Origin of the sequence: Streptococcus sp. 1559, assembly GCF_013276735.1 — a bacterium.
GTDB classification, from domain to species: domain Bacteria; phylum Bacillota; class Bacilli; order Lactobacillales; family Streptococcaceae; genus Streptococcus; species Streptococcus pseudopneumoniae.
On the sequence record NZ_VMLO01000016.1, the window covers coordinates 1 to 15,729 of the forward strand.

At 39.5% G+C, this 15,729-nt stretch carries 14 protein-coding genes and 3 pseudogenes; 15 read left to right on the forward strand and 2 right to left on the reverse strand.

Features of this window, described 5'->3' with window-relative positions:
- The 15 genes and pseudogenes from HT688_RS12265 to HT688_RS03255 all read left to right on the forward strand — a co-directional run.
- Positions 1-454: transposase (locus HT688_RS12265; protein ID WP_172923560.1), on the forward strand; the 454-nt coding region annotated here is incomplete at its 5' end.
- Positions 455-627: 173 nt separating this feature from the next.
- Entirely contained in the window at positions 628-1,506 is an 879-nt protein-coding gene (gene mvk / locus HT688_RS03190) for a mevalonate kinase (RefSeq protein ID WP_000163312.1), read from the forward strand.
- Positions 1,488-2,441, forward strand: coding sequence for a diphosphomevalonate decarboxylase (gene mvaD, locus HT688_RS03195; RefSeq protein WP_000373448.1), 954 nt, complete (start codon positions 1,488-1,490; stop codon positions 2,439-2,441). Before mvk ends, mvaD begins: the two co-directional genes overlap by 19 nt.
- On the forward strand, positions 2,428-3,435 hold the full coding sequence (locus HT688_RS03200) for a phosphomevalonate kinase (protein WP_172923561.1): 1,008 nt from the start codon (positions 2,428-2,430) through the stop codon (positions 3,433-3,435). The genes mvaD and HT688_RS03200 overlap by 14 nt, the downstream gene beginning before the upstream one ends.
- Positions 3,419-4,429 (forward strand): type 2 isopentenyl-diphosphate Delta-isomerase, encoded by a 1,011-nt coding sequence (gene fni, locus HT688_RS03205; protein ID WP_172923562.1) that lies wholly within the window; start codon positions 3,419-3,421, stop codon positions 4,427-4,429. The genes HT688_RS03200 and fni overlap by 17 nt, the downstream gene beginning before the upstream one ends.
- A 76-nt stretch (positions 4,430-4,505) precedes the next feature.
- Positions 4,506-5,204, forward strand: a complete 699-nt coding sequence (gene liaF, locus HT688_RS03210; protein ID WP_001224643.1) for a cell wall-active antibiotics response protein LiaF — start codon at positions 4,506-4,508, stop codon at positions 5,202-5,204.
- Entirely contained in the window at positions 5,201-6,196 is a 996-nt protein-coding gene (locus HT688_RS03215; RefSeq protein ID WP_000743691.1) for an envelope stress sensor histidine kinase LiaS, read from the forward strand. Before liaF ends, HT688_RS03215 begins: the two co-directional genes overlap by 4 nt.
- Before the next feature lie 13 nt (positions 6,197-6,209).
- Positions 6,210-6,842, forward strand: coding sequence for a response regulator transcription factor (locus tag HT688_RS03220; protein ID WP_000698415.1), 633 nt, complete (start codon positions 6,210-6,212; stop codon positions 6,840-6,842).
- Positions 6,843-7,505, forward strand: a pseudogene (locus HT688_RS03230) (DNA alkylation repair protein). It abuts the gene before it with no gap.
- A gap of 141 nt (positions 7,506-7,646) precedes the next feature.
- On the forward strand, positions 7,647-8,975 hold the full coding sequence (locus tag HT688_RS03235; RefSeq protein WP_000750730.1) for a trypsin-like peptidase domain-containing protein: 1,329 nt from the start codon (positions 7,647-7,649) through the stop codon (positions 8,973-8,975).
- A gap of 17 nt (positions 8,976-8,992) precedes the next feature.
- Positions 8,993-10,003 carry a choline-binding protein CbpJ gene (gene cbpJ, locus HT688_RS03240; RefSeq protein WP_172923563.1) on the forward strand — a complete coding sequence of 337 codons (1,011 nt, stop codon included), beginning with the start codon at positions 8,993-8,995 and terminating at the stop codon, positions 10,001-10,003.
- A gap of 147 nt (positions 10,004-10,150) precedes the next feature.
- Positions 10,151-11,508 (forward strand): IS3 family transposase gene (locus tag HT688_RS03245; RefSeq protein ID WP_172923564.1). Its coding sequence is split into 2 segments (ribosomal slippage): positions 10,151-10,592 and positions 10,592-11,508, totalling 1,359 coding nucleotides; the frame shifts between segments, so codons are not numbered across the junction.
- A 495-nt stretch (positions 11,509-12,003) separates the two neighbouring features.
- Positions 12,004-12,341 (forward strand): annotated as a pseudogene (locus HT688_RS11665) (lanthionine synthetase LanC family protein).
- Between the two features lie 205 nt (positions 12,342-12,546).
- Complete coding sequence (locus tag HT688_RS03250) at positions 12,547-12,828, forward strand: hypothetical protein (protein WP_031222508.1); 282 nt, start codon at positions 12,547-12,549, stop codon at positions 12,826-12,828.
- A gap of 42 nt (positions 12,829-12,870) precedes the next feature.
- A complete protein-coding gene (locus HT688_RS03255) occupies positions 12,871-14,103 on the forward strand; it encodes an MFS transporter (RefSeq protein WP_000765700.1) in 1,233 nt (410 codons plus the stop codon).
- Between the two features lie 117 nt (positions 14,104-14,220).
- On the opposite strand, the gene cbpF is transcribed toward HT688_RS03255, so the two are convergent.
- Together cbpF and HT688_RS03265 are read right to left on the reverse strand one after the other, a co-directional pair.
- A complete protein-coding gene (cbpF, locus tag HT688_RS03260) occupies positions 14,221-15,243 on the reverse strand; it encodes a choline-binding protein CbpF (protein ID WP_000771087.1) in 1,023 nt (340 codons plus the stop codon).
- Positions 15,244-15,260: 17 nt separating this feature from the next.
- Positions 15,261-15,729 (reverse strand): annotated as a pseudogene (locus HT688_RS03265) (choline-binding protein G); the annotation flags it as partial.

The following is a 15,729-nucleotide window of genomic DNA, read 5'->3' on the forward strand; positions in this document are numbered from 1 at the left end:
GAAAAATTATTGTTTACTGGTCTTAACTGATCGAAGGACTAGGCATCAAATTATCCGATTGATTCCAAATAAAAGTGCTGAGGCGGTCAATCAGGCTTTAAAACTCATCTTAAAACAAGACAAGATTCTGTCCATCACGGCAGATAATGGTACAGAATTTAACCGCTTGTCTGATGTATTTTCTGAGGAACATATCTATTATGCGCACCCCTATGCCTCTTGGGAGATTGAACCCTATTTCTCCAAACACCGCACCTATAAATGGCCGAAACGAGTACTTGTTAATGAGACTTTGTACGTCACTAAAACAGGTTGTCAATGGCGCATGCTCCCTCACGACTTTCCTCTTTACTTAACGGTATGGAGTTTCTTTCGTCGTTCTATGACGACAGGTTGGTTCCAGGTCAATGGCAGATGGTACTACGCGCTTATAGCTCAGGTGCCTTGGCAGTGAATACGACTGTAAATGGCTATTCTGTCAACTATAATGGCGAATGGGTTCAATAATGAAAGAAGCGATTGTGAATGGAAACAATCGCTTTTTTTGTGAAAATATAATAAAATAGATAGGAAAGAATTAATACTTGTATGAAAAATAAGACGTTTTTCGTCTAGTAAAAGGAAAAAATGACAAAAAAAGTTGGTGTCGGTCAGGCACATAGTAAGATAATTTTAATAGGGGAACATGCGGTCGTTTACGGTTATCCTGCCATTTCCCTGCCTCTTTTGGAGGTGGAGGTGACCTGTAAGGTAGTTCCTGCAGAGAGTCCTTGGCGCCTTTATGAGGAGGATACCTTGTCCATGGCGGTTTATGCCTCACTGGAGTATTTGGATATCACAGAAGCCTGCATTCGTTGTGAGATTGACTCGGCTATCCCTGAGAAACGGGGGATGGGTTCGTCAGCGGCTATCAGCATAGCGGCCATTCGTGCGGTATTTGACTACTATCAGGCCGATCTGCCTCATGATGTACTAGAAATCTTGGTCAATCGAGCTGAAATGATTGCCCATATGAATCCTAGTGGTTTGGATGCTAAGACCTGTCTCAGTGACCAACCTATTCGCTTTATCAAGAACGTAGGATTTACAGAACTTGAGATGGATTTATCCGCCTATTTGGTGATTGCCGATACGGGTGTTTATGGTCATACTCGTGAAGCCATCCAAGTGGTTCAAAATAAGGGCAAGGATGCCCTACCATTTTTGCATGCCTTGGGAGAATTGACCCAGCAGGCAGAGGATGCGATTTCACAAAAAGATGCTGAAGAACTGGGACAAATCCTCAGTCAAGCGCATTTACATTTAAAAGAAATTGGGGTCAGTAGCCCTGAGGCAGACCATCTGGTTGAAACGGCTCTTAGCCATGGTGCTCTGGGTGCCAAGATGAGCGGTGGTGGGCTAGGAGGCTGTATTATAGCCTTGGCAGATAATTTGACACACGCACAAGAATTAGCAGAAAGATTAGAAGAGAAAGGAGCTGTTCAGACATGGATAGAGAGCCTGTAACAGTACGTTCCTACGCAAATATTGCTATTATCAAATATTGGGGAAAGAAAAAAGAAAAAGAGATAGTGCCTGCTACTAGCAGTATTTCTCTAACTTTGGAAAATATGTATACAGAGACGACCTTGTCGCCTTTACCAGCCAATGTAACAGCTGACGAATTTTACATCAATGCTCAGCTACAAAATGAGGTCGAGCATGCCAAGATGAGTAAGATTATTGACCGTTATCGTCCAGCTGGTGAGGGCTTTGTCCGTATCGATACTCAAAATAATATGCCTACGGCAGCGGGCCTGTCCTCAAGTTCTAGTGGTTTGTCCGCCCTGGTCAAGGCTTGTAATGCTTATTTCCAGCTTGGTTTGTCTCGGAGTCAGTTGGCACAGGAGGCTAAGTTTGCCTCAGGTTCTTCTTCTCGGAGTTTTTATGGACCACTAGGTGCCTGGGACAAGGATAGTGGGGGAATTTACCCTGTAGAGACAAACTTGAAACTAGCTATGATCATGTTGGTGCTAGAGGACAAGAAAAAACCAATCTCTAGCCGTGACGGGATGAAACTTTGTGTGGAGACTTCGACGACTTTTGACGACTGGGTTCGTCAGTCTGAGAAGGACTATCAGGATATGCTGATTTATCTCAAGGAAAATGACTTTGCCAAGATTGGAGAATTAACGGAGAAAAATGCTCTTGCTATGCACGCTACGACAAAAACAGCATCACCAGCCTTTTCTTATCTGACCGATTCATCTTATGAAGCGATGGACTTTGTTCGTCAACTTCGCGAGCAAGGAGAGGCCTGCTACTTTACTATGGATGCCGGTCCTAATGTCAAAGTTCTTTGTCAAGAGAAAGACTTGGAGCATTTATCAAAAATCTTCGGTCAACGTTACCGCTTGATTGTGTCAAAAACAAAGGATTTGAGTCAAGATGATTGCTGTTAAAACTTGTGGAAAGCTCTATTGGGCAGGTGAATATGCTATTTTAGAGCCCGGACAGTTGGCCTTGATAAAGGCCATTCCCATCTATATGAAGGGCGATATTGCTTTTTCTGACAGCTACCGTATTTATTCAGATCTGTTTGATTTCGCAGTAGATTTGGCGCCAAATTCTGACTACAGCTTGATTCAAGAAACGATTGCTTTAGTGGAAGATTTCCTGACTTATCGAGGTCAAACTTTAAGACATTTTTCTCTAGAAATTCGAGGAAAAATGGAACGGGAAGGGAAAAAGTTTGGTCTAGGTTCTAGCGGTAGCGTCGTTGTTTTGGTCATCAAGGCTCTGCTAGCTCTGTATAAGCTTTCGGTTGATCAGGAGCTTTTGTTCAAGCTGGCTAGCGCTGTCTTGCTCAAGCGCGGAGACAATGGGTCTATGGGGGATCTTGCCTGTATTGTGGCAGAGGATTTGGTTCTTTACCAGTCATTTGATCGCCAGCAGGTAGCAGCTTGGTTGAAAGAAGAAAATTTGGCGACTGTTTTAGAGCGTGATTGGGACTTTTCAATTTCACAAGTGAAACCAACTTTAGAATGTGATTTCCTAGTGGGATGGACCAAGGAAGTGGCTGTATCTAGTGATATGGTTCAACAAATCAAGCAAAATATCAATCAGAATTTTTTAAGTTCCTCAAAAGAAACAGTGGCTTCTCTGGTAGAAGCCTTGGAGCAGGGGAAATCCGAAAAAGTTATTGAGCAGGTGGAAACAGCCAGCAATCTCTTAGAAGGCTTGAGCGCAGATATTTATACGCCTTCGCTTAGACAGCTGAAAGAAGCCAGTCAAGATTTGCAAGCCGTTGCCAAAAGCAGTGGCGCTGGTGGTGGTGATTGTGGTATTTCCTTGAGTTTTGATGAGCAATCAACTGAAACCCTAAAAAACCGTTGGGCCGATCTGGGGATTGAGCTCTTATACCAAGAAAGGATAGGACATGACGACAAATCGTAAGGATGAGCACATCCGCTATGCCCTTGAGCAGAAAATTTCCTATAATAGCTTTGATGAGGTGGAGCTGCTTCATTCTTCCTTGCCTCTTTACAATCTGGATGAAATCGATCTGTCGACAGAGTTTGCTGGTCGAAAGTGGGATTTTCCTTTTTATATCAATGCCATGACAGGTGGGAGTGAAAAAGGTAAAGAAATCAATCAAAAGTTGGCTCAAGTGGCAGAAGCCTGTGGTATTTTATTTGTAACGGGTTCTTATAGCGCAGCACTCAAAGATCCAGCAGATGACTCTTTTTCTGTCAAGTCTAGTCATCCCAATCTCCTCCTTGGAACCAATATTGGATTGGACAAGCCTGTCGAGTTAGGCCTTCAGACTGTAGAAGAGATGCATCCTCTTCTCCTGCAAGTGCATGTCAATGTCATGCAGGAATTGCTTATGCCTGAGGGAGAAAGGAAGTTCAGAAGCTGGCAATCGCATCTGGCAGACTATAGCCAGCAAATTCCTGTTCCTATTGTTCTCAAGGAAGTGGGCTTTGGAATGGATGCCAAGACCATCGAGAGAGCCTATGAACTGGGTGTTCGTACAGTGGATTTATCAGGTCGTGGTGGCACCAGCTTTGCCTATATCGAAAACCGTCGCAGTGGCCAGCGTGATTACCTCAATCAATGGGGACAGTCTACCGTGCAGGCCCTACTCAACGCCCAAGAATGGAAAGACAAGGTCGAACTCTTGGTTAGTGGAGGCGTTCGGAATCCGCTGGATATGATTAAGTGTTTGGTCTTTGGTGCCAAAGCTGTAGGACTGTCACGAACAGTTCTGGAATTGGTTGAAACCTATTCAGTTGAAGAAGTGATTGGTATTGTTCAAGGCTGGAAAGACGATCTGCGTTTGATTATGTGTGCTCTTAATTGTGCCACCATAGCAGATTTGCAAAAAGTAGACTATCTTCTTTATGGAAAATTAAAAGAAGCAAAGGATCAGATGAAAAAGGCGTGACCACCGCCTTTTTTCCATCCTCAGACTGAGGTGACTTTTTTGAAGTGTGATAAAATAGAAAGGAGAGGATCAACCTATGAGAAAATTTAAAATCTTTTTATTTATCGAAGCCTGTCTTTTGACGGGAGCTCTGATTTTGATGGTTTCAGAGCATTTTTCACGTTTTCTGCTGATTTTATTCCTCTTTTTGCTTTTGATTCGCTATTACACTGGTAAAGAGGGCAATAATCTTCTTTTAGTGGTGGCAAGCATTCTCTTCTTTTTCATCGTCATGCTCAATCCTTTTGTGATTCTAGCTATTTTTGTTGCGGTCATCTATAGTCTCTTTCTTCTTTACCCGATGATGAACCAGGAAAAAGAGCAGACAAATTTGGTTTTTGAAGAGGTTGTGACGGTTAAGAAGGAGAAAAATCGTTGGTTTGGCAATCTCCATCATTTTTCAAGTTATCAAACTTGCCAGTTTGATGATATCAATCTCTTTCGTCTCATGGGCAAGGACACCATTCATCTGGAGAGGGTGATTCTAACCAATCATGACAATGTCATTATCCTCAGAAAGATGGTAGGAACGACCAAAATCATTGTACCTGTAGATGTGGAAGTCAGCCTTAGCGTTAACTGTCTCTATGGGGATTTGAATTTTTTCAATCAGCCCAAGCGAGCCCTTCGCAATGAACACTATCATCAAGAAACAAGAGACTATCTCAAGAGTAACAAGAGTGTCAAGATTTTCTTGACTACTATGATTGGGGATGTGGAGGTGGTCAGAGGATGAAAAAACAAGCCTATGTAATCATTGTTCTCACCTCCATCTTATTTGTCTTGTTTTTCTCCCACAGCTTGATGGAAATCCTTGATTTTGACTGGTCTATTTTCTTGCATGATGTCGAAAAAACAGAAAAATTTGTCTTTTTGTTGTTGGTGTTCAGCATGTCCATGACCTGTCTCTTAGCCCTATTTTGGCGAGGTATTGAAGAGCTTTCTCTAAGAAAAATGCAGGCTAATCTCAAGCGTTTATTGGCAGGGCAAGAAGTGGTTCAAGTTGCAGATCCAGATTTGGATGTCAGTTTCAAGTCCTTGTCAGGTAAACTTAACCTTTTGACAGAAGCTCTTCAAAAGGCTGAAAATCACAGCCTTGCTCAGGAAGAGGAAATCATCGAGAAAGAACGGAAGCGAATTGCTCGGGATTTGCACGATACCGTCAGTCAGGAGTTGTTTGCGGCTCACATGATTTTGTCAGGTGTCAGTCAACAGGCTTTGAAATTGGATAGAGAAAAGATGCAGATCCAGTTGCAGAGTGTCACAGCTATTGTAGAAACTGCCCAGAAGGATTTACGGGTCTTGCTCTTGCATTTGCGACCAGTTGAGCTGGAGCAGAAGAGTCTGGTTGAAGGAATTCAAATCCTTTTAAAAGAGCTTGAGGATAAGAGTGATCTCAAGGTTAGTTTCAAGCAAAATGTGACGAAATTGCCTAAAAAAATCGAGGAGCATATCTTCCGTATTCTGCAAGAGTTGATCAGCAATACCCTTCGCCATGCCCAGGCATCTTGTCTGGATGTCTATCTCTATCAGACAGATGTTGAATTGCAGCTGAAGGTGGTGGACAATGGGATTGGTTTCCAGTTAGGGAGTTTAGACGACCTGAGTTATGGACTACGCAATATCAAGGAGCGGGTTGAAGATATGGCAGGGACGGTTCAGTTATTGACAGCTCCCAAGCAAGGACTGGCAGTTGATATTCGTATTCCCCTGCTCGATAAGGAATGATAAAGGAGTAAAGATGAAAATTTTACTGGTAGATGACCATGAAATGGTCCGATTGGGCTTGAAAAGCTACTTTGACCTCCAAGACGATGTAGAAGTTGTGGGCGAGGCTGCAAATGGGTCTCAAGGTATTGACTTGGCATTGGAATTGCGTCCAGATGTTATTGTCATGGATATTGTCATGCCTGAGATGAATGGAATTGACGCGACCTTGGCTATCCTTAAAGAATGGCCTGAAGCCAAGATTTTGATTGTAACTTCGTACTTGGACAATGAAAAAATCATGCCTGTCTTAAATGCTGGTGCTAGGGGCTATATGCTCAAGACTTCTAGTGCCGACGAACTACTCCATGCCGTCCGTAAGGTGGCTGCTGGGGAGCTGGCCATTGAGCAAGAGGTCAGCAAGAAGGTCGAATATCACCGAAATCACATGGAACTTCATGAGGACCTAACTGCGCGTGAGCGAGATGTTCTCCAACTGATTGCCAAGGGTTACGAAAATCAGCGCATCGCTGATGAACTTTTTATCTCTCTTAAGACGGTCAAGACCCATGTGTCCAATATCCTTGCCAAACTTGAGGTCAGCGATCGCACCCAGGCAGCGGTCTATGCCTTTCAGCACCACTTGGTGGGGCATGAGGAGTTTTAGATGAGTTTAGCAGATTTACTTGAGGAGCTAGAAGCAGCAAAAGACTCTAAAAAGCAAGACCCATGGAAGCCCATATGCGCCATCAATTTTCTTTTCTAGGTATTGCGGTGCCTGAAAGAAATAAACTCTATAAAAATATTTTCCAGAAGCGAAAAAACAAAGATTATCGATTGGGATTTTGCAGATACTTGCTGGGAAAAAGAATCTAGAGAATACCAGTATGTGGCTGCTAACTATTTGAAAGCAATGCAGTCTTATTTAAAGGACAGCGATTTGCCTAAGCTAGAGCAGTTGGTTGTTACCAAGTCTTGGTGGGATACGGTGGATATCCTAGATCGAGTAGTAGGGAGTTTGGTGTATGAGAAGCAGGAACTGGAAAAAATAACCCTCCAATGGAGCCTGTCAGACAATATCTGGTTGAGACGCGTCGCTATTGACCACCAGTTATTAAGAAAAGAGAAGACCAATACTCAATTAATGGAAAAGATTCTCCTTCATAACTTGAACCAAACAGAATTTTTTACCAATAAAGCCATTGGCTGGACTCTGCGAGACTACTCCAAAACGAATCCAACTTGGGTAACATGCTTTATTGAGAAAAACAAGGAAAGAATGGCTGAACTTAGTATCAAAGAAGCAAGCAAGTACCTCTATCGTGATTGAAAAGCGCAGTCATTAATTGAAAAGTTTACCTGTTTATGTGATAATGGAGGGTATTTACAGAAGGTGATAGATTTCTTGATTCTATAGTAGATTGAGAAATTTAGAATAGTATGCTATAATCACATTAGGAGGATAAAAATAATGAAGAAAACGTTTTATAAAAAATTGGGTATTTCAATTATTGCGAGTACTTTATTGGCTAGCCAGTTGTCGACAGTATCTGCTTTGACTGTTATTTCTAGTACAGGTGAAGAATATGAGGTGAGTGAAACATTACAGGAAAGTCCAGAAACTAATAATTTTTCACTTCCTGAGATTTCGCCAACATATGGTTCATATTACCAAAATCAATCAGAAGTAATTATCGGTAATGATGATTTGGTTAAAATTGATAATACTCTACAATATCCGTATTCAACTTCAGCTATGGTTTTGTCTGAGTACAATGGTGTAGCCAATGGAACGAATATAGAAGGAAGAGGAAGCGCGAATTTTATTAAAGATAATGTTTTAATTACAGCAGCTCATAACTTCTACAGTCATAAATATGGAAAAGAAGCGGATGCTATTTATGTACTTCCAGCAGCTAGTCCAGATCAGGAACCATTTGGAAAAATCAAGGTTAAGGAAGTTCGTTATTTGAAAGAATTTAGAACTTTAAATTCTAGAGATGCATCGAAATATGACTTGGCTCTATTAATTCTAGAAGAGCCTGTTGGCGCAAAATTGGGAACACTGGGGCTTCCAAATAGTCAGAAAAATTTGGCTGGAACACCAGTGACGATTACAGGATATCCATCATATGATTTTGGAATTCATCAAATGTATACAGATAAAAAACAAGTTTTAAGTGATGATGGTACTTTTTTGAATTATCAAGTTGATACTTTGGGGGGATCAAGTGGATCTGCTGTTTATGATGCTAGTCACCGTGTAGTCGGAGTACATACTTTGGGAGATGAAGCTAACCAAGTTAATAGCGCAGTAAAATTAAATGAACAGAATTTATCATTTATTTATTCAGTACTTAAAGGATATTCTCTTGAAGGATGGAAAAAATTAAGTGGCAGTTGGTACTATTATAAACAACATGATAAACAAACGGGTTGGCAGAAAATAGATGATACTTGGTACTATCTAGATGCTTCTGGTAAGATGCTTACAGATTGGCAAAAAGTAAATGGAAAATGGTATTATTTGGGAACCTCTGGTTCAATGGCAACAGGTTGGAAAAATGTACGAGGCAGATGGTATTACTTAGATAATAAAAATGGTGATATGAAGACTGGTTGGTATAAAGATGGTTCAACATGGTACTATCTAGATCCTACTAATGGAGACATGAAAACAGGTTGGATAAAAGTAGGAGGAAACTGGTATTATCTTAACTCAAGTGGAGCTATGGTAACAGGTAGCCAAACTATCGATGGTAAAGTTTATAATTTTGCTTCATCTGGTGAGTGGATTTAATATTGGAGGACATATAAATGAAACTTTTGAAAAAAACTATGCAAGTTGGACTGACAGCATTTTTCTTTGGTTTGCTAGCTACAAATACTGTTTTTGCGGATACCACAGGTGGCCAATTTGTTGATAAGGATAATAGAAAATATTATGTAAAAGATGCTCATAAAGCAATCTATTGGCATAAAATAGACGGAAAAACTTACTATTTTGGTGATAAAGGAGAAATGGTAGTTGGATGGCAATACTTAGAAATTCCTGGAACAGGTTATCGTGATGATTTATTAGATAACCAACCAGTTAATGAAATCGGCCTTCAACACAAGTGGTACTATTTTGGACAAGATGGGGTACTACAAGAATTTGTTGGCTGGAAAGCATTAGAGATTAAAACAAAAGACAGTGTTGGAAAAGAGTACGGGGAAAAACGTGAAGATTCAGAAGATTCAGAAGATTCAGAAGATAAAGAAGAGAAGCGTTATTACACGAACTATTACTTTAATCAGAATCATTCTTTAGAGACAGGTTGGCTTTATGATCAGTCTAACTGGTATTATCTAGCTAAAACAGAAATTAATGGAGAAAACTATATTGGTGGTGAAAGACGTGCAGGTTGGATAAATGATGGTTCAGCTTGGTACTACCTTGATCCAACAACTGCTGCAATGCAAACAGGATGGCAATATCTAGGTAATAACTGGTACTATCTCCGTTCATCAGGTGCTATGGCAACTGGTTGGGTGAAAGATGGTTCAACTTGGTATTATCTAGATGCTCAAAATGGTGATATGAAGACAGGTTGGGCTTATGTTGGTAACAGTTGGTACTACCTTCGTTCATCAGGTGCAATGTCTACTGGTTGGGTGAAAGATGGTTCAACTTGGTACTACCTAAATGCAAGTAATGGAGATATGAAGATAGGCTGGTTCCAAGTCAATGGTAAATGGTACTATGCCTATGGTTCAGGTGCTTTAGCTGTTAATACCACAGTAGGTGGTTACTACTTAAACTATAATGGCGAATGGGTTAAGTAATGAAGGCTAATGGTAAACTGTGATGGATATTTAACTTTGTATAATAGGTGGATAAAAGTCTTTAAAATAGGAAAAAACGCATAATATTAGGTGAACTGCACCCCAAAAGTTAGACAGACAAAATCTAACTTTTGGGGTATTTTTATTATGAAATTAACTTATGATGATAAAGTTCAGATCTATGAACTTAGAAAACAAGGATATAGCTTAGAGAAGCTTTCAAATAAATTTGGGATAAACAATTCTAATATTAGGTATATGATTAAATTGATTGATCGTTACGGAATAGAGTTCGTCAAAAAAGGAAAAAATCGTTACTATTCTCCTGATTTAAAACAAGAAATGATTGATAAAGTCATACATGAAGGCTGGACTAAAAATAGAGTTTCTCTTGAATACGGCCTCCCAAGTCGTACGATACTTCTTAATTGGCTAGCACAATACAAGAAAAACGGGTATACTATTGTTGAGAAAACAAGAGGGAGAGTACCTAAAATGGGACGTAAGCCAAAAAAGAGACCTGAAGAGAGGACAGAATTAGAACGTCTTCAAGCAGAAAATGAGTACCTGAGAGCGGAGAATGCCATCCTAAAAAAGTTAAGAGAACTCCGATTGAAGGAGGAAAAAGAGAAAGAAGAGAAAGAAGAAAGACAGAAATTGTTCAAGAATTAATGACTGAGTTTTCGTTAGATCTTCTTCTAAAAGTCATTAAACTAGCTCGTTCGACCTACTACTATCACTTGAAACAGCTAGACAAACTAGATAAGAATCAAGAGCTTAAAGCTGAAATTCAATCCATTTTTATCGAACACAAGGGAAATTATGGTTATCGTCGGATTCATTTAGAACTAAGAAATCGTGGTTATCTGGTAAATCATAAAAGAGTTCAACGCTTGATGAAAGTACTCAATTTACAAGCTAAAATGCGACAGAAACGAAAATATTCTTCTCATAAAGGAGACGTTGGCAAAAAGGCAGAGAATCTCATTCAACGTCAATTTGAAGGCTCTAAAACAATGGAAAAGTGCTACACAGATGTGACAGAATTTGCCATTCCAGCAAGTACTCAAAAGCTTTACTTATCACCAGTTTTAGATGGCTTTAATAGTGAAATTATCGCCTATAATCTTTCAACTTCACCCAACTTAGAACAAGTACAAACAATGTTGGAACAGGCATTCACAGAGAAGCACTACGAGAATACGATTCTCCATAGTGATCAAGGCTGGCAATATCAACACGATTCTTATCATCGGTTCCTAGAGAGTAAGGGAGTTCAAGCATCCATGTCACGCAAGGGCAACAGCCCAGACAACGGCATGATGGAATCTTTCTTTGGGATTCTGAAATCGGAAATGTTTTACGGTTATGAGAAGTCGTTTCAGTCGCTTAAGCAATTGGAACAAGCTATTGTAGACTATATTGATTACTACAACAATAAACGAATTAAGGTAAAACTAAAAGGACTTAGTCCTGTGCAGTACAGAACTAAATCCTTTGGATAAATTAATTGTCTAACTTTTGGGGGTCAGTACATATGCTACGGGAAAGTTATGCACTTAATTTGACAATTCAAGATGTAAAAATATATACTAATATTTGACAAGTTGTCCTAAAAATGTTGTTATGTTATGGATTGATCGAATCTAACTAAAGGATCCTATTCAATTACTAGAACTATCACATACTCAAGGTCAGCTCACAGATGAGCAACTATTTTGGTTACAATACCTACTAAATTTAAGTCAAACAAATAATTTAGTCAAAATTAAAAAAATAGAGGAACATAAATATGATTACAAAACGGAATGTAATAGTGTTCTACGATTTTTACTAGATAAAACTGTAAATTCTGAAGGAAGGATCACTTCTTCAACAGAATTTGGAAATTTCGTAAGTAATTTATCATTCCAACACGGAATAGCTGGACTACTGTTTCCTCTAAATAAATTGTCCCCCCAGAACTGGATTCTAAAATACTCTCTATCATCAAGAAAGCAGTGACAATTAGAACGACACACACATATGAATATCAATACTCGCTGCTATTTGGTGATTCAGGCTATCTATGGTTACTCCTACATTTATTTTCTATCAGTAAAAATCAATACTATCTACAATTAGCAAACGTCACCGCTAAGAAATTAATAGAGAATTATGATACTCTAGAGGAAATAGACTTTGCATTGAGAAAATCTGGTGTCCTATTGTCATTAATAAAATACTATCAATTTACCAATGACAATACTCTTAAAATTTTCATCCACAATAGTATAGGGGAAATTTAGCATTATTTCCTACAAAGAGATACAGCCAAAGAAAGCATTTTAGACTATAGCTTTGCTCATGGATATTGTGGAATTGCATAGGCTTTATTTGCCTATTCTAAAGTCTTAGAACCTTCTATGTTCTATAATGATCTCCATACATTCCATACTGAATTAAAAAAATTATTAGAAAAAATTACTTCTAATACTAAAAATTTAGGAAATTTATAACTTTCTTGGTGCGAAGGAATTTCCGGAATAATCTTATATCTTTGTATGTACGATTGTGACGGAAACAAAGATATTATTAGTAAATATCAAGAATTTGTTTTTGACCATCATCTAAAAATGATGACAGGATATTGCCACGGAATAACTAGCTTACTACAAACCACTGTCTACAATCAAAACAAATTACTGATGAAAAAAATCCAACAGGTAATTTTAGCATGTTCTGAACGAGATGATCACGGTTTACTGATGTTTCAAGGAGATAGTGGTAAAGCAGATTTGTTTGACTTCGGAATAGGAAGCATGGGGTATATTGGTGTCTATTAAATAATAAATTCCCATTCGATGTGCAGACATAAGGAGAAATGTATGAAATTATTTTGGACAAACAACATATATAGACAGTTGCTGCTAAACAGCTGTTTTTCATCATTCGGCGACAGTATTTTCTACCTCGCCATTATCAATTATGTGGCTCAGTACAATTTCGCTCCGCTAGCGATTTTACTGATTTCCATTTCAGAGGTGGTTCCCCTACTATCGCAACTCTTTCTCGGAATTCTAGGAGATTTTCAAGAAAATAGAGTCAAACACGCACTCTGGATTGCCAAAATCAAAATCCTGCTCTACGCTATTTTGACAGTATTTCTCGTCTTGTCGCCCTTTTCATTAGTTTCAGTCATTATGATTGTCATCATCAACCTTATCTCTGACACCTTGAGCTACCTGTCTGCCTACATGATGAACGCCCTCTACATCAGTGTAATTAAGGACGACCTGCATGATGCCATGGGGTTCAGGCAGTCTCTGATGAGGGTTGTCCGCATTGTCGCCAATCTAGCTGGTGCATTCCTTATCAATGTTATGAGTATTCAAACTATTTCCCTTATCAACACTCTGACTTTTGTCATTGCCTTTTGGGGCCTGTATGTTATTCGACATACCTTGTATGAGGTTGAAAAAAGGATTGAAATGTCACATACAGCACTGAGTTTTAAGAAATATTTTCAACATCTTAAACAGTCGCTGGCTGTGCTCCTGAGGTTAAAAGATACCGTCATACTACTGTTTCTGACGACCAGTATGATTGCCATCTTGGATGTGTCTCCTCGGTTGATTGCCCTCCGCTTCATCCAACAGACACTAGCACAACTGAGCATTGGGCAACTCCTCGCCCTGCTCTCCATCATCATTTCTTGTGGAGCTATCCTTGGCAATATGACCAGCAGTAATCTATTTAAAAATATCCGTTTCACGCACCTCTTGGTTTTCTGTGAGATTTCCCTATTGGCTCTAATAACTAGTATCCTTTGTCAAGCCTATATCGTAATTTTCATGACCAGTTTCATCAGTTCTACGATTATCGGCATTCTCAGCCCTCGCCTACAAGCAGCTGTCTTTGCCTATATCCCCAGTGACAAGATGGGGACGGTGGGCTCTGCTCTGAGCACAGTGGACATTCTCGCCCCGTCCCTGCTCTCCCTATTAGCCCTATCCATAGCATCGAGCGTTTCGGTGCAGTTAGCATTGATATTTTTGTATCTTATTTTGATTGCTCTTATCTTTTGTCAATGGTTAGTCAAGTTCAACACTCATAACTAACGAAAAAGCATGTGTAGATTTCACATGCTTTTAATCTCCCCAATCGTCAGGTCAAGTACAACAAAGTCACTTCTTTGATTAAGCGAGTGTTCTAATATAATTATAAGCTCCCTGTCATTACCGAACCCATTCGCCATTATAATTGACAGAATAGCCATCTACGGTCGTATTCACTGCCAAAGCACCTGAGCTATAAGCATAGTACCATTTGCCATTAACCTGGAACCAACCTGTCTTCATATCTCCATTACCTGCATTTAGGTAGTACCAAGTTGAACCATCTTGATACCAACCAGTTGTCATAGCTCCCGATGAACGGAGATAGTACCACTTGTTACCAAGGTATTGCCAGCCCGTTTTCATATCACCATTTTCAGCATCTAAATAGTACCAAGTTGAGCCTTCCTGATACCAACCAGTTGCCATAGCTCCTGATGAACGAAGGTAGTACCAGTTATTACCTAGATATTGCCATCCTATTTGCATGATGCCAGTTGCTGGATCTAGGTAGTACCATGGAGCCGCTTTAAGCTTCTCTTCATCATAGGTTAGAGGATAATCCTTGATCCAACCACGTGCTATCTCCCCAACAGGCAATCTGTTGATGCGAGAATCAAAGCCTCCATCCTTCTGCAAATAATACCAGTCCCCATTATCATAAACCCAACCAGTTTTTAAAGTATGATAACTACGCTGATCTTCAAAATAATAGACTCGTTTCTCTGCTGGGCTATCATATTGTTCCCCATGATGTTTGTTGGTATTTGTAGCAGTTTTTGCTTCTAACACTTGCTTGCCAACAAATTCTTGTAGTACCCCATCTTGACCAAAGTAAAACCAATCTGGTCTAAAAGCAATATCTTTCCTTAGAGAAGAACCAATCGTAACCCCTTCGTATGGAGCAGGTATATATTGCCAGCCGACAACCATCTCTCCAGATAAAGAATCAAAATAATAGTACTTACCATCAATCACTCGCCAGTCCGTTTCTTTGAGGTCCCCCTTCTTGTAGTAGGTTCTTCCGTTTTCTTGGACAAAATGCCATCCTTCAGAATCATCTGCAAATACTACATTTGTAGCTAGAAAACCAAAGAATATTGCTGCTAATCCAACTTGCATCATTTTTTTCAAAAGTTTCATGTATATACCCTCCAATATTAAATCCACTCACCAGATGAAGCAAAGTTATAAACTTTACCATCAATCGTCTGACTACCTGTAACCATAGCACCACTTGAATTGAGATAATACCATTCACCTGATACTTTTATCCAACCTGTTTTCATATCTCCATTAGTAGGATCTAAATAGTACCATGTTGAACCATCTTTATACCAACCAGTCTTCATATCACCATTGGTCTTATCTAAATAATACCATCTTCCTCGTACATATTTCCAACCTGTGGACATTGAACCAGAGGTTTCAAGATAATACCATTTGCCATTTATACTTTGCCAACCTGTTTGTTTCGTACTGTTCTTATAATAATACCAAGTATCACTAATCAACTTCCATCCATCAATAGAATGCCCTTTAATAACAGAGTAGATGAAAGATAGAGCCTTCTCATTTAACTTAACAGCATAATTCATCTGTTCTGCCTTACTCCCATTGGTATGAACT